We start from the raw sequence: 23,727 nt of genomic DNA, 5'->3' as shown, positions 1-23,727 counted from the left end.
CATGCCAGTGCTGACCACGCTGACTCTGGACGGCATGTGCGCCGACGCCGCGTCGCTGCTCGAGGAGCCGGTGTCGCCCGACGACGACCTGCTGGAACGCGGCCTGGACTCGATCGGGCTGATGCGGCTCGCCGCCCGTTGGGCCGGCGCGGGGCTCACCTTCGCCCAGCTCATCGAGCACCGCAGCGTCCGGCAGTGGCACGCGTTGGCCCAACCGACGGACGAGGACGCGGCACCCGCCGACGGGCCGGCCGAGGACGACGACGAGGTGACGGTCGACCCGGCCGAGCCGTTCGCTCTGGCCACCATGCAGCACGCGTACTGGGTCGGACGCGCCGGGGACCAGGCGCTCGGCGGTGTGGGCGCGCACTTCTACAACGAGTTCGACGGCCGGCAGGTGGACCCGGACCGGCTGCACCAGGCGATCCGGGCGCTGGTCCGCCGCCACGACATGCTCCGGGCCCGCTTTCTGGACGACGGCCGGCAGCAGATCACCCCGGACGGCGCCTGGCCCGGCCTGACCGTGCACGACCTGCGCGACCTGCCGGCGGACGAGCGGGACCGGCGGCTCACCGACCTGCGCGCCACCCTGTCCCACCGCACCCTGCGGGTGGACCGGGGCGAGGTGTTCGACATCCAGCTCTCCCTGCTGCCCGATGGGGCGAGCCGGGTGCACGTGGAGATCGAGATGCTGGTCGCCGACGCGCACAGCTTCCGGGTGCTCCTCGCCGACCTCGCCAGCCTCTACCGCCGGCCCGACGAGCCACTGCCGGCCATCGGCTACAGCTACCCCCGCTACCTGGCCACCCACGAGCGGCGTCGGGCCGCCGCCCGCGAGGCCGCGGCCCGCTACTGGCGGCAGCGGGTGAGCGACCTGCCCGGTGGGCCCGACCTGCCGGTCGCCGTGGCTCCGGAACGCATCTCCGGGCACCGGGTGCTCCGGCACCACCACTGGCTCACCGGCGCCGATCGGGACCGGCTCGCCGCCCGCGCACGCGAGCACGGCGTCACCCTGTCGATGGTGTTCCTGACGGCCTTCGCCGAGGTCCTGGCCGCCTGGAGCAGCCGGCAGCGTTTCCTGCTCAACCTGCCGCTGTACGACCGGACGCCGTACCACGCGGACGTGCCGCTGCTCAGCGGGGACTTCACCAACCTGCTGCTGCTCGAGGTCGACGCCACCGACGAGGTGCCGTTCGTCGACCGCGCCCGCCGACTTCAGGAGCAGTTCGCCCGGGACGTCGCCCACAGCGCGTACTCCGGGGTGGACGTGCTGCGCGACCTGGCCCGCGCCCGGTCCGACCGGGGCGTGCTCGCCCCGGTGGTCTTCACCAGCGCGCTCAGCCTCGGCGACCTCTTCGGCGCCGAGGTCCGGGAGTGCTTCGGCGACCCGGTGTGGACCTCCTCGCAGACCCCGCAGGTGTGGCTGGACAACCAGGTCACCGAGCGCGAGGGCGGCCTCTACCTCAACTGGGACGTGGTGGCGGAGCTGTTCCCACCCGGCGTGTCGGAGGCGATGTTCGGCGCGTACGTCCGGTTGCTGACCTGGCTCACCGACAGCGACTGGACCGGGTCGCCGCTCGACCTGCTGCCCGAGGGGCAGCGGGCGGTTCGGCGGCGGGCCAACGACACGGCGGCGACACTGCCGGTGGGCCGGCTGCACGACGGTCTCTTCGGTTGGGCGGCCCGGGAGCCGGGTCGGGTGGCGTTGCTCGGTGACCAGGTGGCGGTGTCCTACGGTGACCTGGCCGGACGGGCGTTGACCCTGGCCGGCGCGCTGACACGGGCCGGGGTGCGTCCGGGGGACGCGGTCGGGGTGTGCCTACCCAAGGGCGTCGACCAGGTCGTCGCGGTGCTGGGTGTGCTCGCCGCCGGCGGCGTGTACGTGCCGGTGGGCGTGGACCAGCCGGCCGCACGGCGCAACCGGATCTGGCAGCGGGCCGGCGCTACGGTCGTCGTGGGCGACGGCGGTCTCGACCCGACCGGCGACGGCGGTCCCGCCCTCGACGCGTGCGTGCCGGTCGACGCGACGGCGCTGGCGTACGTCATCTTCACCTCCGGCTCCACCGGCGAACCCAAGGGCGTCGAGGTGCCGCACAGCGCCGCCGGCAGCACCATCGAGGCCATCCGCCAGCGCTTTCACATCGGTCCGGATGACCGGGTGCTGGCGGTGTCGGCGCTGGACTTCGACCTGTCGGTGTTCGACATCTTCGCGCTCCTCGGCGTCGGCGGCGCCGTCGTACTCGTCGAGGAGGGGCAGCGGCGCGACGCGAGCGCCTGGCGTCGGCTCGTCGACGCGCACCTGGTCACCGTCTGGCAGTCCGTCCCCGCGCTGCTGGACATGTTGCTGACCGCCGCCGAGGCGGAGGGCGGGCTGGACCATCTCCGGCTGGCGCTGCTCGGCGGCGACTGGGTCGGTCTGGACCTGCGCGACCGGCTGGTGGCGCTGCGCCCGGAGGCACGGCTGGTCGCCCTGGGCGGCACCACCGAGACCTCCATCCACTCGACCGTCTTCGAGGTGGGCGAGGTGCCCGCGCACTGGCGGTCCATCCCGTACGGGGTTCCGCTGCCCAACCAGCACTGCCGCGTGGTGGATGGGCGGGGTCGGGACTGTCCGGACTGGGTGGTGGGGGAGTTGTGGATCGGCGGTGCGGCGGTGGCGGCGGGCTATCGGGGTGATCCGGAGCGCACGGCGCAGCGGTTTGTGGGGCAGGACGGGGTGCGGTGGTATCGGACGGGTGATCTGGGTCGGTACTGGCCGGACGGGACGTTGGAGTTCCTCGGTCGGGCGGACTTCCAGGTCAAGATCCGCGGACATCGCATCGAGCTGGGCGAGGTGGAGGCGGCCCTGACCGAGTGCCCCGGTGTCCGGGAGGCGGTGGTGGTGGCCGTCGGCAGCAGTGCCCGTCGGCTCGCCGCCGTCGTCGTGCCCGACGTGTCCGACCTGGACCCCGAGGCGGTACGGGTGTTCGTCGTCGACCGGCTGCCCTCGTACATGGTGCCGGAGCACGTCGCGGTGCTCGACCACCTGCCGTTGAGCGGCAACGGCAAGATCGACCGGGGCGCGGTGGCCGCCCTGCTCGCCGACCGCACCGACCGGCCCACCACCGTCGAGGCACCCGTCGGGCCGGTCGAGACGACGCTTGCCACCCTCTGGGCCGACCTGCTCGATGTACCGACCGTCGGCCGCACCGACAGCTTCTTCACCCTCGGCGGGGACAGCCTGCTCGCCACCCGGCTACTCGGCCGGATGCGGTCGGCCGGGCTGGCCGGCGGCCAACTGCGCCGCCTCTTCGCCGAGCCGACGCTCGCCGGATTCGCCGCCGGGGTACGGCTCGACCCGAAAACCGGGCTCACCGGCACGTTCGCCGCCGACCCCGCGCACCGCCTCGAGCCGTTCCCCGCGACCGACGTGCAGCGGGCGTACTGGATGGGCCGGACCGGCGACTTCGCCCTCGGCGAGGTCGGGTCCCACTGGTACTGGGAGTTCGACGGCGCGGACGTGGACCTCGACCGGCTCACCGCGGCCTGGAACCGGCTGGTCCGGCGGCACGAGATGCTGCGGGCCGTCTTCGACCCCGACGGACGCCAGCGCGTCCAGCCCGAGGTGCCCGAGGTGCGGATCCCGGTCGGCGAGGGCGAGGCCGCGCTCGCCGACCTGCGCGAACGGCTGTCGCACCGCGTCGCCGACCCGACCCGCTGGCCGCTGGTGGCCATCGAGGCCGTCCGGTACGGCGAGCGCCGCGTCCGGCTGGCGTTCAGCTTTGACTACATCGTGCTCGACGCGCTCAGCATCGTCACCGTCTTCGCCGAGTTGTCCGCCCTCTACGTCGACCTCGACGCGCCGCTGCGCCCGATCGGCGTGTCGTTCCGCGACTACGTGCTCACCGCCCAGCCCGACGAGGCCACGGTCGAGGCCGACCAGCGCTACTGGTCGGCGCAGGCGGCCGAGCTGCCGCCCGCGCCGCAACTCCCGCTCGCCGTCGACCCGGAACGGGTACGCGCCCCCCGCTTCGTCCGCCACGAGGCCCGCCTCGACCCCGCGGCGTGGACGGCCCTGGTCGACGCGGCCCGCGCCCACGGCGTGAGCCCGGCCGCCGTGCTCGCCACCGCGTACGCCGAGGTGCTCTCGGCCTGGAGCGGGCGGCCCGACCTCACCCTCAACCTGACCCTCTTCGACCGTCGGGAGGTCCACCCCGACATCGACCACGTGCTCGGCGACTTCACCTCGCTGCTACTCGTCCCACACCGGCCCGGCGCCGCCGACGACTTCCTGACCCTGGTCCGGCGGTTGCAGGAGCGGATGTGGGACGGCATGGAGCACAACGGGGTCTCCGCCATCTGGGTGCTGCGGGAGATCGCCCGCCGCACCGGCGCCCCCGCCGCCACCATGCCGGTGGTCTTCACCAGCGCGTTGGGCATCAGCGACGACCTGGTCAACATGTCCCTGCCGTTCGGTGAGCAGATCTGGGGCGCCTCGCAGACCCCGCAGGTGTGGCTGGACAACCAGGTGATGGAACGCGACGGCGGTCTGAGCATCAACTGGGACGTGGTGGCCGAGCTGTTCCCGCCCGGCGTGGTGGAGGCGATGTTCGCCGCGTACGTCGAACTGCTGACCACCCTCACCGCCGGTGACTGGGCGCGGATCGTGCCGGTCGGGCTCCCCGAGGGGCAGCGGGCGGTCCGCGACCGGGTGAACGCGACCACCGCGCCGATTCCATCGGGTCGGCTGCACGACGGGTTCTTCGCGTGGGCGGCCCGGGAGCCGGGTCGGGTGGCGCTGCTCGGTGACCAGGTGGCGGTGTCCTACGGTGACCTGGCCGGGCGGGCGTTGACCCTGGCCGGCGCCCTGACGCGGGCCGGTGTCGGTCCGGGGGACGCGGTCGGGGTGTGCCTGCCCAAGGGCGTCGACCAGGTCGTCGCGGTGCTGGGTGTGCTCGCCGCCGGCGGCGTGTACGTGCCGGTGGGCGTGGACCAGCCGGTGGTCCGCCGGGAGCGGATCCTCACCCGGGCCGACGTGAAGACGGTCATCGGCGCGGACGGTCTCGACCCGGCCGGCGACGGCGGTCCCGCCCTCGACGCGTGCGTACCGGTCGACACGACAGCGCTCGCGTACGTCATCTTCACCTCCGGCTCCACCGGCGAGCCCAAGGGCGTCGAGGTGTCCCACGCGGCGGCCGTGAACACCCTCGCGGCCGTCAGCGACCGCCTGCGCCTCGACGCGGACGACCGGGTGCTGGCGGTGTCGGCGCTGGACTTCGACCTGTCGGTGTTCGACATCTTCGCGCTCCTCGGCATCGGAGGCGCCGTCGTACTCGTCGAGGAGGGGCAGCGGCGGGACGCCCGCACCTGGCTGCGATTGGTCGGCGAGCACGGCGTCACCGTCTGGAACACCGTGCCCGCCCTGCTCGACATGCTGCTCACCGCGGCCGGCGACGAACCGCTCGGCACGCTGCGGCACGCCCTGGTCTCCGGCGACTGGGTCGGTCTGGACCTGCGCGACCGGCTGGTGGCGCTGCGCCCGGACGCCCGGCTCACCGCCCTCGGCGGCGCCACCGAAGCGGCCATCTGGTCCAACGCGTTCGACGTGGACGGGGTGCCGGCGCACTGGCGGTCCATTCCGTACGGGCTTCCGCTGCCCAACCAGCGCTACCGGGTGGTGGACGGGCGGGGTCGGGACTGTCCGGACTGGGTGGTGGGGGAGTTGTGGATCGGTGGGGTCGGGGTGGCGGCCGGCTACCGGGGTGATCCGGAACGGACGGCGCAGCGGTTCGTGGCTTATGACGGGGTGCGGTGGTATCGGACGGGTGATCTGGGTCGGTACTGGCCGGACGGGACGTTGGAGTTCCTCGGTCGGGCGGACTTCCAGGTAAAGATCCGTGGGCATCGCATCGAGCTGGGCGAGGTGGAGGCGGCTCTGACCGGGTGCCCCGGTGTGCGGGAGGCGGTGGTGGTGGCCGTTGGCAGCAGCGCCCGCCGGCTCGCCGCCGCTGTCGTCGCCGAGCCGGGTGTCGTTCTCGACCCGGACGCCACCAGCACGTTCGTTGTCGACCGGCTGCCCTCGTACATGGTGCCGGAGCACGTCGCGGTGTTCGACCACCTGCCGTTGAGCGGCAACGGCAAGATCGACCGGGGCGCGGTGGCCGCCCTGCTCGCCAGCGGGGACAGCGGGCCGGCCGACGAGCCACCCCGACCCGGGCTGGAGCACGACCTCGGGGCGCTCTGGGCCGACCTGTTGAACTGCCCCGTCCCCGGCCGCACCCGGAACTTCTTCAGCCTCGGCGGGGACAGCCTGCTCGCCACCCGGTTGCTGGCCGTGCTGCGCGAGCGGTACGGCGTCGACCTGCCGATGCGGGGCCTGCTCGACCGACCGACCATCGCGGACCTGGCCACCGCCGTGCAGCACGCCGCCGGTACGTACGAGGAAGGGGCCATATGAACGGGCAGGACCTGGTCGCCGAGCTGGCGCAGTTCGGCGTCCAACTCTGGGAGGAGGACGGCCAGCTCCGCTTCCGGGCCCCCACCGGCGTTCTCACCGAACAGCGACGCGCCGCGCTGCGCCAGCACAAGGAACAGGTGCTGGCCGTGCTGCGCGACGCCGCCGCGCCCACTGCGGTGCCGCACCCGGAGCAGCACTACGAGCCGTTCCCGCTCACCGACGTGCAGAGCGCGTACCTGCTCGGGCGGGGCGACAGCTTCGCCTACGGCGGGGTCGGCTGCCACGGGTACGGCGAGCTGGACTTCACCGAGCTGGACGTCGGCCAGCTGGAACGTGCCTGGCACGAGGTCGTCGCCCGGCACGACATGCTGCGGGCCGTCGTCAACCGTGACGGCTCCCAGCAGGTACGGCCCGACGTGCCGGCGTACCGGATCGAGGTGCGCGACGCGGACGCGGCCGGCTTCGCCGACGCGGTGGCCGCCACCCGGGCGGAGCTGGACCACCGCCGCTACGACCCGCAGCAGTGGCCGCTGTTCGCGCTGCGGGTCACCCGCGGCCCGCAGCGCTGCGTCCTGCACTTCTCGATCGACTTTCTGATCTGCGACTTCGTCAGCATCAACATCCTGCTCGACGAGCTGGGCCGCCGGTACGCCGGTGACCCGCCCACCGACGAGCTGACGCTGACGTTCCGCGATCACCTGCTGGCCACCGAGCCGCTGCGCGGCGGCCCTGGCCACGAGGCCGACCGGGGCTGGTGGCTGGCCCGCCTCGACGACCTGCCGCCCGCGCCGGAGCTGCCCCTGCGCGGCGACGGCACCGCCGCGCCGCCCCGCTTCCGCCGCCTCGACCTGCGGCTGGACCCGACCGAGTGGGCCGGGTTGCGCCAGCGCGCCGGGCGGCACGGGATCAGCGCCTCCGGGGCGGTGCTCGCCGCGTACGTCGAGGTGATCGCGGCGTGGAGCGCCCACCCGCGCTTCACCGTCGACGTCACCCTGCTCAACCGGGCGCCGACGCACCCGCAGGTGGACCGGATCGTCGGCGACTTCACCTCGGTCAGCCTGCTCGCCGTGGAGCAGAGCCCGGACGTGCCGGTCCAGGAGCGGGCCAAGCGGATCCAGGCGCAGCTCTGGTCCGACCTGGACCACCGCCGGTTCTCCGGCGTCGACGTGGTCCGCGAGCTGGCCCGCCGGCGAGGCGCCGACGCCGCGCTGATGCCCATCGTCTTCACCAGCGCCATCGGGCTGGGCGGCGACACCGGCGTGGAGGGCTTCGGCGAGCTGGGGTACGGCATCAGCCAGACCCCGCAGGTCTGGATCGACTGCCAGAACATCGAGCGCTCCGGCGGGCTGGCCACCAACTGGGACGTCCGCGACGGCGTCTTTCCCGACGGCGTGGTCGACGAGATGTTCGCCGCGTACGCCGCGCTGCTGCGCCGGCTGGCGGGCACCGACGAGGCGTGGGAGGAGCTGGCCCCGGTCGCGCTTCCGGAGGCGAGTACCCGTCGCCGCGCCGAGGTCAACGCCACCGCCGCGCCGCTGCCCGGCGGGTTGCTGCACGAGGGGGTCCTCGCCCAGGCGCTGCGGACCCCGGACCGGGTGGCGGTGGTGGCCCGGGACGGCACGCTCACCTACCGGCAGCTCACCGGTCGCGCCATGGCGGTGGCCGCCCGGCTCACCGAGGAGGGCTGCCGGCCCGGCGCCCTGGTCGCGGTGGTCGCCGACAAAGGCTGGCGGCAGGTGGTCGCGGTGTTCGGCGCGCTGCTGGCCGGCGGCGCGTACGTGCCGGTCGACACCAACCAGCCGCGCGCCCGCCGCGACCTGATCCTCGATGGTGCGGGGATCCGGCACGTCCTCACCGAGGCCGCCCGGGTGGACGGGGACTGGCCGGCGGGCGTGCTGCCGATCGGGGTGGACGACCTCGACGGGCCGGCGCCGACGGAGCTGCCGGCGCGGCCGATCGGCCCGGACGACCGGGCGTACGTCATCCACACGTCCGGGTCGACGGGCACGCCGAAGGGCGTGGTGATCACCCACCGGGCGGCCCTGAACACCGTGGCGGACATCAACAGCAGGTTCGACGTGACCCCGGACGACCGGGTGCTCGGCCTGGCCAACCTCGGTTTCGACCTGTCCGTCTACGACCTGTTCGGCCCGCCCGCGGTCGGTGCGGCGCTGGTGCTGCCCGCACCCGAGCGGCGGGGCGACCCCACCCACTGGGCGGAGCTGGTCGCCGAGAACGAGGTGACCGTCTGGAACTCGGTGCCGGCGCAGTTGCAGATGCTCGCCGACTACCTCGCGGCCGCGCCGATGGTCCGGATCCCCTCGCTGCGGCTGGCCCTGCTCAGCGGCGACTGGATTCCGGTCACCCTGCCGGACCAGATCCGCGACCTGGTCCCCGGCCTGGCCGTGGTCAGCCTCGGCGGCGCGACCGAGGCCGCCATCTGGTCGATCATCCACCCGATCGGCCGGGTCGACCCGTCCTGGCGCAGCATCCCGTACGGGGTGCCGCTGACCAACCAGACCTGGCACGTGCGCGATGCCGCGTTGCGGCCCCGTCCGGACTGGGTCACCGGGGAGCTGTACATCGGCGGGGCCGGGCTGGCCCTCGGCTACCTCGGCGACGAGGCACGTACCGCCGAGCGGTTCGTCACCGACCCGGCCAGCGGCGAACGGTTGTACCGCACCGGCGACCTCGGCCGCTACCTGCCCGACGGCACCATCGAGTTCCTCGGCCGGGAGGACTTCCAGGTCAAGATCCGCGGCCATCGGATCGAGCTGGCCGAGGTCGAGTCGGCGCTGCTGGCGCACCCCGCCGTGGGTGGGGCGATCGCGGTGGTGGACGGTGACCGTCCACTGGAGAAGCGGCTGGCCGCCGCCGTCCAGCCCGCCGCCGTCGAGCCCGGCCCCGGGCAGCCGCTCGACCCGGCCGGGCCCACCGCCGCCGGGGCCGCCCTGGTCGCCGGCACCGACCTGGGAGCCTACGAGGCGTACCTGCACGAGCTGGACCGCCTCGGTCTCGCCGCCATGCTGGACACCCTGCGCGCCGCCGGCCTCGCCCTGGACGACCGCCCGCACAGCCTGGCTGAGGTGTACGCCGCCACCCGCGTCGCGCCCCGGCACCGCCGGCTGCTGCGTCGCTGGTTGCGGGCGCTCACCGACTCCGGGGTGCTGCGGCACGACGACGGCTACCGGCTGGTGGCCACGCCGCCGCCGGCCGCGCGGGCCTGGGACGCGGCGGCCGAGCGAGCGGCGGCGGTCGGGGAGTCCCCCGAACTGGTCCGGTACTTCCAGGCCAGCGCCGTCGCGCTGCCGGCGCTACTGCGCGACGACGAGGACCCCCTCGCGCTGCTCTTTCCCGGCGGCGAACTGGCCGTGTCGGACAACCTCTACGCCGACGCCCTGTTCAACCGGTGGGCCAACACGGTCGCGGCCTCGACCGTCCGGGCCCTCGTCGAGCGGCTTACCGGACCGGTGCGGATCGTCGAGGTCGGCGCCGGGTCCGGCGGTACGACCGCAGCCGTGCTCGACGCGCTGGACGGCCTCGACGTCGATTACCTCTACACCGACCTGTCGGCGTTCTTCCTCGGTGCCGGCCGGCAGCGCTTCGCCGACCGGCCGGGCATCCGCTTCGCGCAGCTGGACCTGGACGCCGACCTGGCCGGGCAGGGAATTCCGCCGAACAGCGCCGACATCGTGATCGCCGGCGACGTCCTGCACGCCACCCGGGACGTACCGGCCACCCTGGCGCGGCTGCGCGGCCTGCTCGCCCCCGGCGGACACCTGGTGCTGCTGGAGATGACCCGGGAGCACTACCAGATCATGACGTCGCTGGAGCTGCTGGTTCGGCTCGACGACGACCTCGGGGACTTCGCCGACCTGCGGCAGGGCACCGACCGGACGTTCCTCACCGGCGACGAGTGGCGCGGTCTGCTCGCCGCCGCCGGCGCGGCGCCCGTGCTCGACCTGCCGCCGACCGGTGACCCGATGGCAGGGCTCGGCATGCGGATCATCGCCGCGCAGGTCAAGGCCGACCGGCGGCGGGTGGTGCCCGACGAGCTGCGGACGCACCTGGCCGACCGGCTGCCCGACTACATGATCCCGGGCGTGCTGCAGGTGGTCGACGAGCTGCCCCGCACGGCGAACGGCAAGCTGGACCGGGCAGCCGTACACCGGCTGGTGGCGGCCACGACGGCCGGTCCCGAGGCGGCCGCCACGGCGCCGCTCACCGAGCTGGAGGAGCAGATCGCGGCCGTCTGGGCCGACGTGCTGCGGGTGGAGCGGGTCGGGCGAGACGCGGACTTCTTCGCCCTCGGTGGCGACTCGCTGCTCGCCGCCAAGCTCGCCGGCCAGCTCACCGAGCGGGTGCCGGCCGCCGCCGACGTCTTCTTCGACGAACTGCTGCGCCGGATCCTGGAACACCCCACCGTGGCCGACCTGGCCGACCACCTGGCCGCTGGCGGCGTCGCGGCGGACGAGCAACCGGCGGCCAGCGACACCGGCGAGGTGGTGCCGTTGGCCGGTGCGGGCCCGCCCCGGTACGTCCTGGTGCACGACGGCAGCGGCAGCCTCGACGGGTACGCCGGGCTGGCCGAGCGGCTGGCCGGCTCGGGAACGGTGTGCGGGATCGCGGACACCGGCCTGCAGCGGTACGCCGGTCTCGACCCGGCGCCGCTGGTGCAACGCCTCGCCGCCGACTACACGGCGGCGCTGGCCGAGCACGTCTCGACCGGGGCGGTGGTGCTGGTGGGCCGGGGGGAGGCCGGGGTGCTGGCGTTGGAGCTGGCCCGGCAGCTCACCGAATCCGGGGTGGACGTCGCGCTGGCGGTCGTCGACCCGTTCACCGGCGACGGCTACGGCAGTTCCCCGTACGCGGGAGACGTCACGCTGCTCTGCCCGTCCGAGCCGGACCCGGCGGGGGTCGACTGGTGGCGCGACGTGTGCCTGGGCGAGCTGATCGTGCGCCGGGTGCCGGACGACCCGGCCGGGTGGGCCGGTCCGATCGCCGGGGACGGCTGACGTGGGGACGGTAGCCCTGGTGGGCGCCACCGGCGGGGTGGGCCGGCACGCCCTGACGCACCTGCTGCTCTGGGGCACCGACACCGTACGCGCCGGCACCCGTGACCCCGCCCGACTTGTCACCGACGACCCGAGGGTCCACGTGCGGGCCGTGGATGTCACCGATGCCGCGAGCCTGGACGCGTTCTGCGCCGGCTGCCACACCGTCGTCAACTGCGCCGGACCGGCGGCCTCGATCGGCGACACGGTGGCCCGCGCGGCGGCGCGCAGCGGCGCCGCCTACGTCGACGCGGCCGGTGACGACCCGCTGCACGCGGCGGTGTCCGCCCTGCCCGCGGCCGCGGACCGGGTCGCGCTGCTCTCCGCCGGGCTGATGCCCGGGCTGTCCGGGCTGCTCCCCGCCTACCTCGTGACGCAGGTGCCGGGAGCGCGGCGGATGACCGGGTACGTCGGTGGTCGCGACGGGTTCACGCCCGGCGCCGCCCTGGACTTCCTCGCCGCCGGGAACGCCGACTACGGCGAGCCGTTGGCCGCGTGGCGGGACAGCACGCGGCGCAGCCGTGCCCTCGCAGCCCGGGCGGACGTACCGGTGCCGTTCTTCGACGAGCCGGTGTTGCTGCAGCCGTACCTCAGCACCGAGACCGAGCGGGTCGCCCGCCGGCTCGGCCTCACCGACGTCGACTGGTGGTCGGCATTTGCCGGCAGCCGGCTGCCGGCCGCGCTCGCCGCGGGCGCCCGACGGGTGCGCGACGGCGCGACGGCGGCGCAGCTCGCCGACGCGGCGGCCGAGCTGCGCCGGGCGGCGGAGCTGGACACCTTCGGTCGACCCCGCTACCAGTTGCTGGTCATCGAGGCGACCGGCCCGGCGGGCAGCCGCGTGCTGGCCTGCCGGGGGGTCGGCGCGAACGCCCTCACCGGCGCGGCGGTCGCCCTCGGCGCGCTGGCGATCGCCGCCGGCGCCGTGCCACCCGGGGTGCACCACCTCGCCGAGGCGGTGGACCCGGCATGGACGGTGGACCTGCTGCACACCAGCCCGGCGGTCACATCGCTGCAGGTCGACGACGGTCCGCTGGGGTCGCACGACCTGATCGAGGAGGGGGTGGCGTGAAACCGAGAGTGCTGGTCGCCGGCACCAAGTTCGGCCAGGTGTACCTGCAGGCGTTCCGGCAGCCCGACTTTCCGTTCGAGCTGGCCGGGATCCTCGCCGGGGGCAGCGCCCGCTCGGTCGCGTGCGCCCGGCATTACGGGGTGCCGCTGTGGACCGACGTGGCCCAGGTGCCCGACGACATCACGCTGGCCTGCGTGGTGATCCGCGGTGGCCTGCTCGGCGGGCCGGGCGGCGAGGTGGCCCGGGCGCTGATGCAACGCGGGCTGCACGTGCTGCAGGAGCATCCGCTGCACCACGACGAACTGGTCGAGTGTCTGCGGACCGCCGGCCGCGCCGGCGTCGTCTACCACCTGAACTCGTTCTACGTACACACCGCCCCGGTGCGCCGGTTCCTCGCCGCAACCCGGGCGCTGCTGGCCCGGCAGCCGGCGCGCTACGTCGACGCGGCCTGCGGCTTCCAGGTCGCGTACGCGCTGCTGGACATCCTCGGCCAGGCCCTCGGCGGGGTACGCCCGTGGGGCCTGGCCCCGGCGGTCGAGCTGCCCGAGCAGGTACGCCGACTGTCCCGGGTGGACGTGCCGTTCCGCAGCCTCGACGGGGTGCTCGCCGGGGTGCCGCTGACCCTGCGGGTGCAGAACCAGATGGACCCGGCGGACCCCGACAACTACGCGCACCTGCTGCACCGGGTCACCATCGGCACCGAGGCCGGCAACCTCACCCTGGTCGGCACCCACGGACCCACCGTGTGGAGCCCTCGGCCGGACTTCCCCCAGCAGGTGCAGGACCGGGGGGTGGGCCGGCCGCACTTCGCCGACGGGGAGAGCGCCGAACCCGACCACCTGGACGTGCCGAGCGCGCAGCCGCTGGCCGACGCGGTCGCGCCCAGCTACCGCACCGTGTTCGAGGAGGTCTGGCCGGCCGGCGTCGGGTACGCGCTGGGCAACCTGCACCGGGCGGCGCTGGGTGGGGAGAAGCTGGCCCGACACGGCCAGTACCACCTGAGCCTGTGCCAGTTGTGGCAGGACGTCACCACCCGGTTGGGGCCGCCCGACCTGGTGCACTCGGTCCCGCCGCGGATGCTCGTCGCGTCCGACGTGGCGGAACTGGCCGACGCCGCCGCCGGGGCAGTTGACGCGCCGCCGGCCGCGTCCCAGCTGCCGGAGCGGATCGGGGCGCGCCCGTGACCCCCGCCGTCCGCACCTGGCTGCGCTGCCCCCGGCCCCTGCGCTGGCCGGCGCTGCGTCTCGTCTGTTTTCCGCACGCCGGCGGCAACGCCGCCTTCTACCGGCCGTGGTCGGGCCAGGTGCCCGACGACGTCGAGGTGCACGGTGTGCAGTATCCGGGCCGGATGGACCGGGCCGGGGAACCCTTCGCGGCCGACCTGCCGACCCTGGCCGAGGGAGTCGCCGGGGAGGTGCGGGCGTTGCCGGCCGACGCGCCGGTCGTCCTGTTCGGGCACAGCCTCGGGGCGTCGGTGGCGTACGAGACGGCACGCCGACTGGACGGCCCCGGCAGCGTGCTGCGGGCGCTGGTGGTCTCCGGCCGCCCGGGGCCGGGCCGGCTGCGGGACACCAGCGTGCACCTGGCCGACGACGACACGCTGTGGGCGGAGACCGGACGGCTCGGCGGCACCGGTCGCGAGGCGCTGGAGCACGAAGGGATACGCGCGATCGCCCTGCCGGTGCTGCGCGCCGACTACCGGATCGCCGAGACCTACCGTCCGCAGCCGCCGGTGCCGCTGCGGGTGTCGGTGCTGGCCTGCATCGGCGCGGACGACCCCGAGGTCACCGCGGACGAGGCCGACGACTGGGCCCACCGCACCCGCGCCGGGTTCACCCTGCACACGTTCCCCGGCGGCCACTTCTACCTGCTTCCGCGCCGCAACCAGCTCATCGAGACGATCCTGCGCGCCACGCACCGCAGCCCGGTGCCCACCTGGTCGGCGGCCGGCCCGTGATCCCGGCGAACCTGCACTACCACCGGGCCCGGGACCTGGCCGAGGCACTGGAGCTGCGCCAGGCGTACGGCGACCAGTTGCGGCCGCTGGCCGGCGGGCAGTCGCTGCTGCCGGCGCTGAAGCTGCGCCGGGACCGCGTCGACACCCTGCTGGACCTCGGCCGGGTCGAGGAGCTGTCCTTCGTGGCGTACCGCGACGACCACCTGGCCGTGGGCGCGCTGACCCGCTACCACCGGCTGCTCTCCGACCCGCTGGTCGACCGGTACGCCCCGATGTTGGCTGTCGCGACGGCGGCGATCGGTGATCCGCAGGTGCGGCACGTGGGGACGGTGGGCGGCGCGCTCGCCCAGGCCGACCCGGCCGGGGACCTGCCGCTGGCCCTGGTCGCGTTGGACGCGGTCGTGGTGCTGCGCAGCGTGGCCGGCACCCGGCAGGTGCCCGCCGCCGAGCTGGCCGTCGCGCCCGGGGTGACGGTCTGCCGTCCCGACGAACTCGTCACCGAGGTACGGGTGCCACTGCCCGGCCCGGTGCGGTGGAGCTACCGGACCTTCGCCCGGCCGGCGCTGGAGTGGTCGGTGGTGGCCGTCGCGGTCGCCGACGGTCGGGTCGCGCTGGCCGGCATGGGCCCGACCATCCGGCGGGCGCACGGGGTCGAGGCGGCCCTCGCCGAGGGCGCCGGTGTCGCCGCGGCGGCGCGCGCCGACGAGGGGTGCGACCCACCCGACGACGTACGCGCCTCGACCGCCTACCGACGGCACCTGAGCCGGGTGCTGGTGGCCCGCGCCCTGGCCGATTCCGGCACCGTGGAGGGATCACGATGAGCATCGACGCCCGGCTCGGCACGACGAGCGTCACCGTCACCGCCACCGTCAACGGCCGCCCGGACAGCCGGCGGGTGCCGGCCCGTACCCTGCTGGTCCACCTGCTGCGCGAGGAGCTGGGGTTGACCGCCACGACGGTCGGCTGCGACACCTCCTCCTGCGGGGCGTGCACCGTGCTGCTCGACGGGCGGTCGGTCAAGTCGTGCAGCCTGCTGGCGGCGCAGGCCGACGGCGCCGAGATCCGCACCGCCGAGGGGCTCGCCGACGGCGACCGGCTGCACCCGGTGCAGGAGGCGTTCGGAGAGCACCACGCCCTGCAGTGCGGCTTCTGCACCCCCGGCATGGTCCTCGCGGTGGTGAGCCTGCTGGAGGAGAACCCGGGGCCGCTCACCGAGCACGACGTGCGGCACGCCCTCAAGGGGAACCTGTGCCGCTGCACCGGCTACCACAACATCGTCCGAGCCGTGCTCGCCCTCGACGAGGCCCGACAGGTCGGATGACCGCCAGACACCGGAAAGGAGGCCGACCATGTCGGCGCGCTACGTACTCGGGGTGAACATCGGCTTCCACGACTCCAGCGCCGCGCTGGTCCGCGACGGTGCGCTCTGCGGCCTCGTCGAGCAGGAGCGGGTCAGCCGCCGCAAGCACGCGGTGGGTCAACCGCCCGCCGAGGCCATCGCCGCGTGCCTGGCGATGGCCGGCATCGGCCCGCAGGACGTGGACACCGTCGCCATCGGCTGGGACTTCCGGGACATCCCGCTCGGGCGCAACCGGCGCTTCACCACCGACGGGCTGCGGGCCATGCTCTTCCCCGACCACGAGGACCTGATCATGCCGGCGGTCCGTTGGGTGCCGCACCACGTCGCGCACGCGGCCAGCGCCGCGTACAGCTACGACTGTGACGAGGCGGCGGTCCTGGTCCTCGACGGCGCCGGCGAGACGCAGTCGACCTCGTTCGGCCGCTACGCGAACGGGGAGATCGAGATCCTGCGCGAGTGGCCCGTCGAGCAGTCGTTGGGCTTCTACTACAACGCCGCCGCCGAGTGGGCCGGGCTGGGCTACTGGGGCACCGGCAAGCTGATGGGCCTCGCCGCCTACGGACGGCCGGGCCCTGGCGCGCCGGTGCGGCCCGTTTCCGGCGGGTACGAGCTGGTCCGAGGCATGCCGACCGCCGAGGTCCCCACCCGGCGGGCCGCGACCCTCGGCCCGCTGATGGCGTACTACCCGGCCGTCGCCGAGTCCCTCAAACCCGAGTTCGGCAAGCTGTTCCCGTACGCGCCGCGCACCGGAGAGGAGCCGATCGCGTACGCGGACTTCGCCGCAACAATTCAGCAAGGGCTGGAGGCGACGGTGCTGTCCCTGGCCGCCGAGCTGCGTCGGCGGGTCGACACCCCGGTGCTGGCGCTCGCTGGCGGGGTGGCGATGAACTGCACCTTGGTCGGCGTGCTGGTCCGCAGTGGACTGTTCGACCGGGTCTACGTGCCGCCGGTGCCCACCGACGCGGGAGTGTCCCTGGGGGCCGCGCTGGTCTCCGCGCGTGAGTGCGGTGAGTTCGCGCCGACCCGCATCGACCACGCGTACTGGGGACAGCCGATCACTACGGAGGCCGGCGAGGCGGCGGCGGCTCGAGCCGGCATGGTGCACCGCCGCCTCGGTGACGACGCCCTGGCCCGCGCCGTGGCCGGTGAACTCGCCGATGGCCGGATCGTGGGCTGGGCGCGCGGCCGGGGTGAGATCGGGCAGCGGGCGCTCGGCGCACGCAGCCTGCTGGCCGACACACGTGGCCGGCGCAGCCTGGAACGCCTCAACGTGCTCAAGGGGCGGGAGATGTGGCGGCCGGTGGCACCCAGTGTCCTGGCCGAGCACGTGTCCGAGCTGATCGACGGGCCGGTTGGCGATCCGTCGAGGTTCATGCTGGCCGCCGCCTCGTTGCGCCCGGAAGCGCGGCTGCGGGTGCCGGCGGTGACCCATGTGGACGGCTCGGCCCGGCCGCAGACCGTGCACCGTGACACCAATCCTGGCTACTGGGCGCTCATCGAGCAGTTCCGGCAGCTCACCGGCGTGCCGGCGGTGGTCAACACGTCGTTCAACCTGGCCGGTGAGCCGATAGTGAACTCGGCCGCCGACGCGGTGGACACCTTCGTGCGGGCCAAGGAGATCGACCTGCTGGTGCTCGGAGACGCGGTGGTGGCGCGCAGCGAGGCCGACCTGCCGGCCTGACGTGCGGAGGGGCCGCCCGACCGGGCGGCCCCTCCTTTCCCGCCGGTCCGGTGCTCAGGCGCGGGCCATCCGGCGGTCGCGCCGCCACACCTGCCGGAGCCGGTCGACGAAGAAGTCCCGGTTCACCCAGTAGAACTCCAGCCAGATGTTGTCCGGGTCGCGCAGCCAGATCTGCGACCCGGCCTCGTGCTTGGAGGTGGTGATGCCGGAGTGCGGGACGTCGATGGCGTCCAGGTGGGCGACCCACTCGTCCAGGTCGGCGCGCTCGGGCACGTGGTAGGCCAGATGGTGCAGCCCCGGGTGCCGCTCGTCGAAGCGCTGCGGGTCGGCCCCGCCCACCTGGACGCCGGCCGGGCCCTCGATGCAGCCCAGCACGACCGAAGCGAACGACGCCGTGTGCAGCAGGGTGCGGAAGCGGAAGCCGGACTCGGGCGGGGTGACGTCGTTGACCACCACCATCTCGAACACCGAGCAGTAGAACGAGGTGCTGCGCTCCAGGTCGACGACGGTGAGGTTGATGTGGTTGCGACCGTCCAGGCGCGGCATCGGGCTCTCCTCAGGCCGTCCGGCCGGCCGCCGCGACGGCCGGTCTGCCGGCGGCCGGTTCGCCGTCGGGAGCGGGCACGGCCGGCACGGCTTCGAGGACCGACATCGACGAGGTCGGCGTGACCCGCGACAGGTGGAACCCGGCGCCGTCGAGCAGCGCCCGGAACTCCGGCTCGGTCCGGGTCCGCCCGCCGAACAGGGCGAGTGCCTTGACGTCCATCACCTTGCCGGTGTCGTCGTGGTTGCCGTACCTGCTGACCGACTCGATGATGACCAGCCGGCTGTCGGGCCGGGCGGCAGCACGGACGTTGCGCAGGATCACGGCGGCCTGCTCGTCCGGCCAGTCATGGATGATCGTCTTCAGCAGGTACACGTCGGCGCCGGCGGGCAGCGGGTCGAAGAAGCTCCCGCCGCGGACCTCGCACCGGTCGGCGACACCGGCCCGGGCCAGCACCTCCGGCGCCTCGGCCACCACGTGCGGCAGGTCGAGCAGGATCGCGCGCAGCTCCCGGTGGCGGGCGAGCAGGCCGCTGGCGAAGGTGCCGTGGCCGCTGCCCACGTCCACCATCGTCCGGGCCGTGGCCAGGCCCAGCACCGACAGCACGGTCCGCAGCACGAACGGGTTGACGCTCTCGGCCGATTTCTCGAACCGGACGCACTCGTACGGATGGTCGGCGAAGTGGTCGTAGTACCGGGTGCCACCGTGCACGTGCCCGAAGGCCGTCTCGCCGGTGCGGATGCTGTGCGTGAGCCGCGCCCAGGAGTAGATGTCCGGCGGCATGAGCGGAAAGCACTCACGTACCGAGAACGGGTGGTCGCTGCGCAGCGGCTCGGCCAGCGGGGTGAGCCCGAAGACCTCGGGGGTCACCTCGGTGAAGATGCCCCGGCCGGCCAGCGCGCGCAGGCCCCGGGTCAGCGCGCCGGGGTGCGCGCCGACCCGCTGAGCCAGCACGTCCACCGGCAACGGGCCCTCGACCAGGTGGTCGGCGACGGCCAGGTCGCACATGACCCGGATGGTGAACGGAACGATGTAGTCGGCCAGTTCGGTGAGGCGGGTGACCGACGCGAGGTCGATGCGAGGCGTCGCGGACATGTTCGTACCGTATCCGGTCCAGCGTTGCGATACCAGATAGCATGCGAGACACTTGATACGTGCATCTCAATCTGTTCACCCAGTGCTCGCCGTCGCCGCAGTTCAAGGGGTTCTGGCGGCACCCCGCCGACCGCAGCGCCACCGGCTACCGCGATCTCGGCTACTGGGTCGAGCTGGGCCGCCGGCTGGAGGCGGCCTGTCTGGACGCGCTCTTCTTCGCCGACGTGCACGGGACCTACGACGTCTACCAGGGATCCTGGCGGGCGGCCGTACGGCACGCCGTGCAGATCCCGTCGATCGACCCGCTGCTCGTGCTGCCCGCGATCGCCGCCACCACCTCCCGGCTGGGCCTCGCCGTCACCTACTCGACGACCTACCACGCCCCGTACGAGTGCGCCCGGGTGTTCAGCTCGCTGGACCACCTCACCGGCGGACGGGTCGCCTGGAACATCGTCACCTCGTATCTGCGGTCCGCGTCCGCGAACGGCCTCGGGTCGTACCTGGACCACGACGAGCGCTACGACCGGGCCGACGAGTACGTCGAGGTGGCGCGCCGGCTGTGGGAGGAGAGCTGGGACGACGACGCGGTGGTCCGCGACGTCACCGCGAACGTCTTCACCGACCCGGACCGGGTGCGCGAGATCGGCCACGACGGGCGCTGGTTCTCCGTCCGGGGCCCGCACCAGTGCGAACCGTCGCCGCAGCGCACCCCCGTGCTGTACCAGGCCGGCGCGTCCGGGCGGGGGATGACCTTCGCGGCCCGGCACGCCGAGGTGGTCTTCCTGACCATGGCGGACCCGGCCAGCGGCGCGGCGCAGGTGGCCCGGCTGCGGTCCCAGGTGGCTGCGCACGGGCGCGACCCGCGTTCGGTCAAGGCGTTGCAGGGCAGCATGGTGATGGTCGCCCCGACCCGCGCGGAGGCCCGCCGGCGGGCCGAGGAGTACGTCGCGCTGTGGAGCGGGGACGGCCAGCTGGCCAAGTGGTGCGGCTGGATGGACGTGGACCTCGCGGCGTACCCGGACGAGACGCCGGTGGCCGAGATCGCCGGCCAGGGCAGCCAGAGCTTCGTGGGCTTCCTGCGCCGGCTCGGGCCCGAGCGCACCTGGACGGTGGGCGACGTGCGCTACCTGGTGGCCACCGCCCGCCGGCCCCGCACCAACGCCCCCGTGACCCTCTTCGGCACGGTCGAGCAGGTCGCCGACCGGATGGAGGAGTGGTGCTCGGTGGCCGACGTGGACGGCTTCAACCTGATTCCCTGCCCGACCACGCAGGGCATCGACGACATCTGCGAGCTGCTGGTGCCGGAGTTGCAGCGCCGCGGCCTGTTCCGGACCGCGTACGACCCGGCGGAGCGGACGCTGCGGGAGCGGTACTTCGGTGCGGGGGCGCCCGTGCCGGCTCGGGTGCCGGCGCTGGACCCGCAGGCGGCACCCGAGCCCGCCCCCGCCCGCGGCTGACCGCCGGGCCGGCCCTTCCGGCCCGGCGCGGTGCGTCCGCTTCCGGGGTCCGACCCCCGTCCCCACGGGGTGCGGTGCGTCCGGTTCCGGGCCGCGGTCAGAACATCGTGGTGTCGACGTCCGCGCCGGCCAGTAGAGCGCCGACCGTGGCGTAGCTGTCCCGGTTGTTGACGAAGTGCTGAGTCGCGGTGTTGATGTCGCGCAGTCGCCGTTGCAGCGGCGCGGAGTCGAACACGGTCGACGCGCCGGCCAGCGCGTACGCCGTCTGCACGGCCTGCAGCGCGGCGGCCGTGACGTGCGCGGCGGTGGCGCGCAGGCAGGCCCGGTCCAGTGCGCTGAGCACCTCGCCGCGGCGGGCGGTCTCCCAGGCCGCCTCCGCTTCGCGGTGCAGCAGTGCCCGGGCCGCGCGCAGGGCCACGTGGGCCTCGCCGAGGCGGTCGTGGAACACGGGGGAGTCGGCCAGCGAGCGGGTGCTGAACGTACGCCGGCGGCCCGCGGCGGCGTGGGCCGCGGCGTCGCGGACGGCGCCCTGCGCGATGCCGAGGTCGACCGCGGCGATGAGCAGCCCGGCCTGGGCGATCCGGAAGACCGTGCGGCGCACGTCGTCGCCGTCGCCGACCAGGCTGAAGCCGCGGTGCTCGGGGCAGGTCCGGTTGGCCGCGCGCACATCCTGGCTGGCCGTGCCGCGCAGGCCGAGCACCTGCCAGGTGTCGATCTGCTCCAGCTCGCCGGCGGGGAAGAGCACCATCCGGGTCAGCGGCGCCCCGTTGGGCAGGGTCCGGGGCGTGCGGCCGTCGAGCACGATGCAGTTCAGGTAGATCCAGCTCGCCTGGGGGCTGCCGGTCACGAACGGCCACTGGCCGTTGACCCGCCAGCAGCCGGCGCCGTCCGGTGCCGCCCGGCCCTTCGGCGCGACCGCGCCGGCGCCCAGCACGTCCGGGCCACCCGCGTAGATCTCGTCGCGGGCGGCCTCGGGAAAGCAGGCGAACAGCAGGTGCGCCAGGCCGACCTGGCCGATCAGCCAGCCGGTGGAGGCGTCCGCGATGGACAGCTGCTCGATGACCCGCAGCGCCTCGCCCAGCGGCAGGTCGGCGCCACCGTACGCGGTCGGCACCAGCATCCGCAGGCATCCCGCGGTGCTGAGGTCGGCGAGAACGTCGTCCGGGAGCCGGCCCGCCCGGTCAATCTCCGCTGCCCGCTCGGCGAGGGCGGGGAGCAGTCCGTCGACCCGGGGAAGCGTACTGGTCACAGATGCACTCTATCGCCTCACTCGTATCTTGTTTAGCCTTGTATCTGCTATCAATCTCAGATAGACGTACTGGGGGAGGAGGTGACGAGCCGATGACCGTACGCGCCGTTGCGGGCTCGCCGCTGCTGAGCTGGCTGGAGCGTCCCCGGCAGGACCGGGGTGTGCACTTCGCCGCCGGGGGCGACGACTGGACCTTCCTGTCGTACGCCGAACTGGCCGACCGGACCTGGGTGATCCTCGCCGGCCTGCGGGCGGTCGGGGTGGTCCCCGGCGACGTGGTGTCCATCGTCGAGCCCGCCGGCCCCGACTTCGTGGCCGCGCTGTTCGCCGCGATGGCCGCCGGGGCGGCGCCCTCACCGATCGCCCCGCCGCTGGCCTTCCAGGACCGCGAGGTCTACGGCGAGCACGTGCTGGGCCTGCTGCGCGCCGCCGCGCCACGGGTGGTGGTCTGTGCGACCACCCTCACCGGAGCCATCGAGCCGCTGGCCGCGACCGCCGGGGTGCGCCGGGTCCTCTCCGCCGACGAGTTGGCCGACGCCGCCGGCGGTGCCCGGGGCGCGGTCGCGGACCCGGGCCCGCTCGCCCTGCTGCAGTTCACGTCCGGCTCCAGCGGCCGCGCCCGGGGCGTGCAGGTGCCGCACGCGGCGCTGGCCGCCAACGTCTCGGCGATCCGGCGGTGGCTGGCCATGACCCCGGACGATCCCACCGCGTCCTGGCTGCCGGTGCACCACGACATGGGCCTCATCGGGTGCCTCGTCACCCCGGTGGTCAACACCAGCGACCTGTGGTTGATGCCGCCGGAGGAGTTCGTCCGCAACCCCGGGCGCTACCTGCGCTGCTTCGGGGCACGCGGCGCGCGCCTGACGTCGATGCCGAACTTCGGGCTGGAGTACATCGCCCGCCGGGTCCGCCCCGAGGCGCTGACCGGGCTGGACTTCTCCGCCTGGCGGGCCGTCATCGTCGGCGCCGAGCGCATCGACGCCGAGGCGCTGCGCCGGTTCTGCGCGCTGCTCATCCCGTACGGCTTCGACCCGCGTGCCCTGCTGCCCGCGTACGGGCTGGCGGAGGCGACCCTGGCGGTCACCGGGCTGCCACTGGACGAGCTGTACCACGCCGTCGAGCTGCGCCCCGACCGCCTGCGGCTGGGCGCGCGGGCGGTGCCGGACCCGGCCGAGCCGGTCGACGACGCCGTCGAGGCGTACCCGGTGGTGGGCTGCGGCCGGCCGCTGACCGGGGTGCGGGTCCGGATCGTCGACGAGGCCGGCGCGCCGCTGCCGGACGGGGTGGTCGGTGAGATCGAGGTGCACGGCCCGTCCGTCGCGCAGGGGTACGTCAACGAGGGTGACTCGGCGTCGCAGACCGCGCTCGGCGGTGGTGTGCTGCGCACCGCCGACGCCGGCTTCCTGCACGACGGGCAGTTGCACGTGCTGGGCCGTCTCGGCGACAGCATGAAGGTGCGGGGTCGGGCGGTCTTCGCCGAGGATCTCGAGTGGGCCATCTGCCGCCCCGGTGTGCCGGCCCAGCGGATGGCCGCGCTGCTGGGCCACCGTGCCGGCACCGCGACCGTCGTGGCCGTGTTCGAGCAGGCCCAGCCCGAGTGGCTGGCGCAGGCGGAGCGGGAGCTGCGCCGCCGGGCGGAGGGCGCGCAGGTGGTCATCGTGGACGCCCCGCGCGGCACCATCGCCCGCACCTCCAGCGGCAAACCCAAACGGCGCCAGCTGTGGCAGGCGTTCGTCGATGACCGGCTGCCCGGCACCGTGGTCACCACGGCACCGGCCGGTCAGCGGGACCAGACCGAGCAGACGACGACGGCGTCCTGAGGGAC

13 protein-coding genes are annotated in these 23,727 nt (G+C 74.3%); 10 read left to right on the top strand and 3 right to left on the bottom strand.

The genetic code is table 11. The features are described from left to right. Position 1 precedes the first annotated feature (1 nt). Genes OG990_RS11180 through OG990_RS11145 form a run of 8 tightly spaced genes read left to right on the top strand, consistent with a single transcriptional unit; the run spans position 2 to position 17,557 of the window. Positions 2 to 6,436 carry an amino acid adenylation domain-containing protein gene (locus tag OG990_RS11180; protein WP_406080281.1) on the top strand — a complete coding sequence of 2,145 codons (6,435 nt, stop codon included), beginning with the start codon at positions 2 to 4 and terminating at the stop codon, positions 6,434 to 6,436. Continuing rightward, entirely contained in the window at positions 6,433 to 11,451 is a 5,019-nt protein-coding gene (locus tag OG990_RS11175; protein ID WP_406080280.1) for an amino acid adenylation domain-containing protein, read from the top strand. The genes OG990_RS11180 and OG990_RS11175 overlap by 4 nt, the downstream gene beginning before the upstream one ends. A gap of 1 nt (position 11,452) precedes the next feature. Next, entirely contained in the window at positions 11,453 to 12,559 is a 1,107-nt protein-coding gene (locus OG990_RS11170) for an NAD(P)H-binding protein (protein WP_406080279.1), read from the top strand. Continuing rightward, positions 12,556 to 13,743 (top strand): Gfo/Idh/MocA family oxidoreductase, encoded by a 1,188-nt coding sequence (locus tag OG990_RS11165; RefSeq protein WP_406080278.1) that lies wholly within the window; start codon positions 12,556 to 12,558, stop codon positions 13,741 to 13,743. Before OG990_RS11170 ends, OG990_RS11165 begins: the two co-directional genes overlap by 4 nt. After that, the gene (locus OG990_RS11160; RefSeq protein ID WP_406080276.1) at positions 13,740 to 14,516 is read left to right on the top strand and encodes a thioesterase II family protein; all 777 of its coding nucleotides are present in this window, start codon (positions 13,740 to 13,742) and stop codon (positions 14,514 to 14,516) included. Before OG990_RS11165 ends, OG990_RS11160 begins: the two co-directional genes overlap by 4 nt. Further along, positions 14,513 to 15,337, top strand: coding sequence for an FAD binding domain-containing protein (locus OG990_RS11155; RefSeq protein WP_406080274.1), 825 nt, complete (start codon positions 14,513 to 14,515; stop codon positions 15,335 to 15,337). Before OG990_RS11160 ends, OG990_RS11155 begins: the two co-directional genes overlap by 4 nt. Further along, positions 15,334 to 15,837, top strand: coding sequence for a (2Fe-2S)-binding protein (locus tag OG990_RS11150; protein WP_406080273.1), 504 nt, complete (start codon positions 15,334 to 15,336; stop codon positions 15,835 to 15,837). The genes OG990_RS11155 and OG990_RS11150 overlap by 4 nt, the downstream gene beginning before the upstream one ends. Positions 15,838 to 15,865: 28 nt before the next feature. Further along, the gene (locus OG990_RS11145) at positions 15,866 to 17,557 is read left to right on the top strand and encodes a carbamoyltransferase (protein WP_406080272.1); all 1,692 of its coding nucleotides are present in this window, start codon (positions 15,866 to 15,868) and stop codon (positions 17,555 to 17,557) included. A gap of 54 nt (positions 17,558 to 17,611) precedes the next feature. On the opposite strand, the gene OG990_RS11140 is transcribed toward OG990_RS11145, so the two are convergent. Both OG990_RS11140 and OG990_RS11135 read right to left on the bottom strand, forming a co-directional pair. Then, positions 17,612 to 18,103, bottom strand: a complete 492-nt coding sequence (locus OG990_RS11140) for a VOC family protein (protein WP_406080271.1) — start codon at positions 18,101 to 18,103, stop codon at positions 17,612 to 17,614. A 10-nt stretch (positions 18,104 to 18,113) separates the two neighbouring features. Next, complete coding sequence (locus tag OG990_RS11135) at positions 18,114 to 19,196, bottom strand: methyltransferase (RefSeq protein WP_406080270.1); 1,083 nt, start codon at positions 19,194 to 19,196, stop codon at positions 18,114 to 18,116. A 59-nt stretch (positions 19,197 to 19,255) separates the two neighbouring features. Between OG990_RS11135 and OG990_RS11130 the strand changes: the two genes are divergently transcribed. Further along, a complete protein-coding gene (locus OG990_RS11130; RefSeq protein WP_406080269.1) occupies positions 19,256 to 20,653 on the top strand; it encodes an LLM class flavin-dependent oxidoreductase in 1,398 nt (465 codons plus the stop codon). A gap of 97 nt (positions 20,654 to 20,750) precedes the next feature. Here the strand turns inward: OG990_RS11130 and OG990_RS11125 are convergent, their stop codons facing one another. Beyond that, positions 20,751 to 21,902, bottom strand: a complete 1,152-nt coding sequence (locus tag OG990_RS11125; RefSeq protein WP_406080268.1) for an acyl-CoA dehydrogenase family protein — start codon at positions 21,900 to 21,902, stop codon at positions 20,751 to 20,753. Positions 21,903 to 21,994: 92 nt separating this feature from the next. Here OG990_RS11125 and OG990_RS11120 point away from each other — a divergent pair, with 92 nt between their 5' ends. After that, entirely contained in the window at positions 21,995 to 23,722 is a 1,728-nt protein-coding gene (locus OG990_RS11120; protein ID WP_406080267.1) for an AMP-binding protein, read from the top strand. The last annotated feature ends 5 nt before the right edge of the window (positions 23,723 to 23,727 follow it).

This window comes from Micromonospora sp. NBC_00858 (assembly GCF_045207365.1).
Classification (GTDB): domain Bacteria; phylum Actinomycetota; class Actinomycetes; order Mycobacteriales; family Micromonosporaceae; genus Micromonospora.
This window is presented reverse-complemented; position numbering and strand designations above follow the sequence as displayed.

Excerpts from the sequence above, each read along its gene's own strand:
- OG990_RS11150 (WP_406080273.1), top strand. The coding sequence starts at position 15,334 with ATGAGCATCGACGCCCGGCTCGGCACGACGAGCGTCACCGTCACCGCC.
- OG990_RS11120 (WP_406080267.1), top strand. The coding sequence starts at position 21,995 with ATGACCGTACGCGCCGTTGCGGGCTCGCCGCTGCTGAGCTGGCTGGAG.
- OG990_RS11145 (WP_406080272.1), top strand. The coding sequence starts at position 15,866 with ATGTCGGCGCGCTACGTACTCGGGGTGAACATCGGCTTCCACGACTCC.
- OG990_RS11175 (WP_406080280.1), top strand. The coding sequence starts at position 6,433 with ATGAACGGGCAGGACCTGGTCGCCGAGCTGGCGCAGTTCGGCGTCCAA.
- OG990_RS11140 (WP_406080271.1), bottom strand. The coding sequence starts at position 18,103 with ATGCCGCGCCTGGACGGTCGCAACCACATCAACCTCACCGTCGTCGAC.
- OG990_RS11180 (WP_406080281.1), top strand. The coding sequence starts at position 2 with ATGCCAGTGCTGACCACGCTGACTCTGGACGGCATGTGCGCCGACGCC.
- OG990_RS11135 (WP_406080270.1), bottom strand. The coding sequence starts at position 19,196 with ATGTCCGCGACGCCTCGCATCGACCTCGCGTCGGTCACCCGCCTCACC.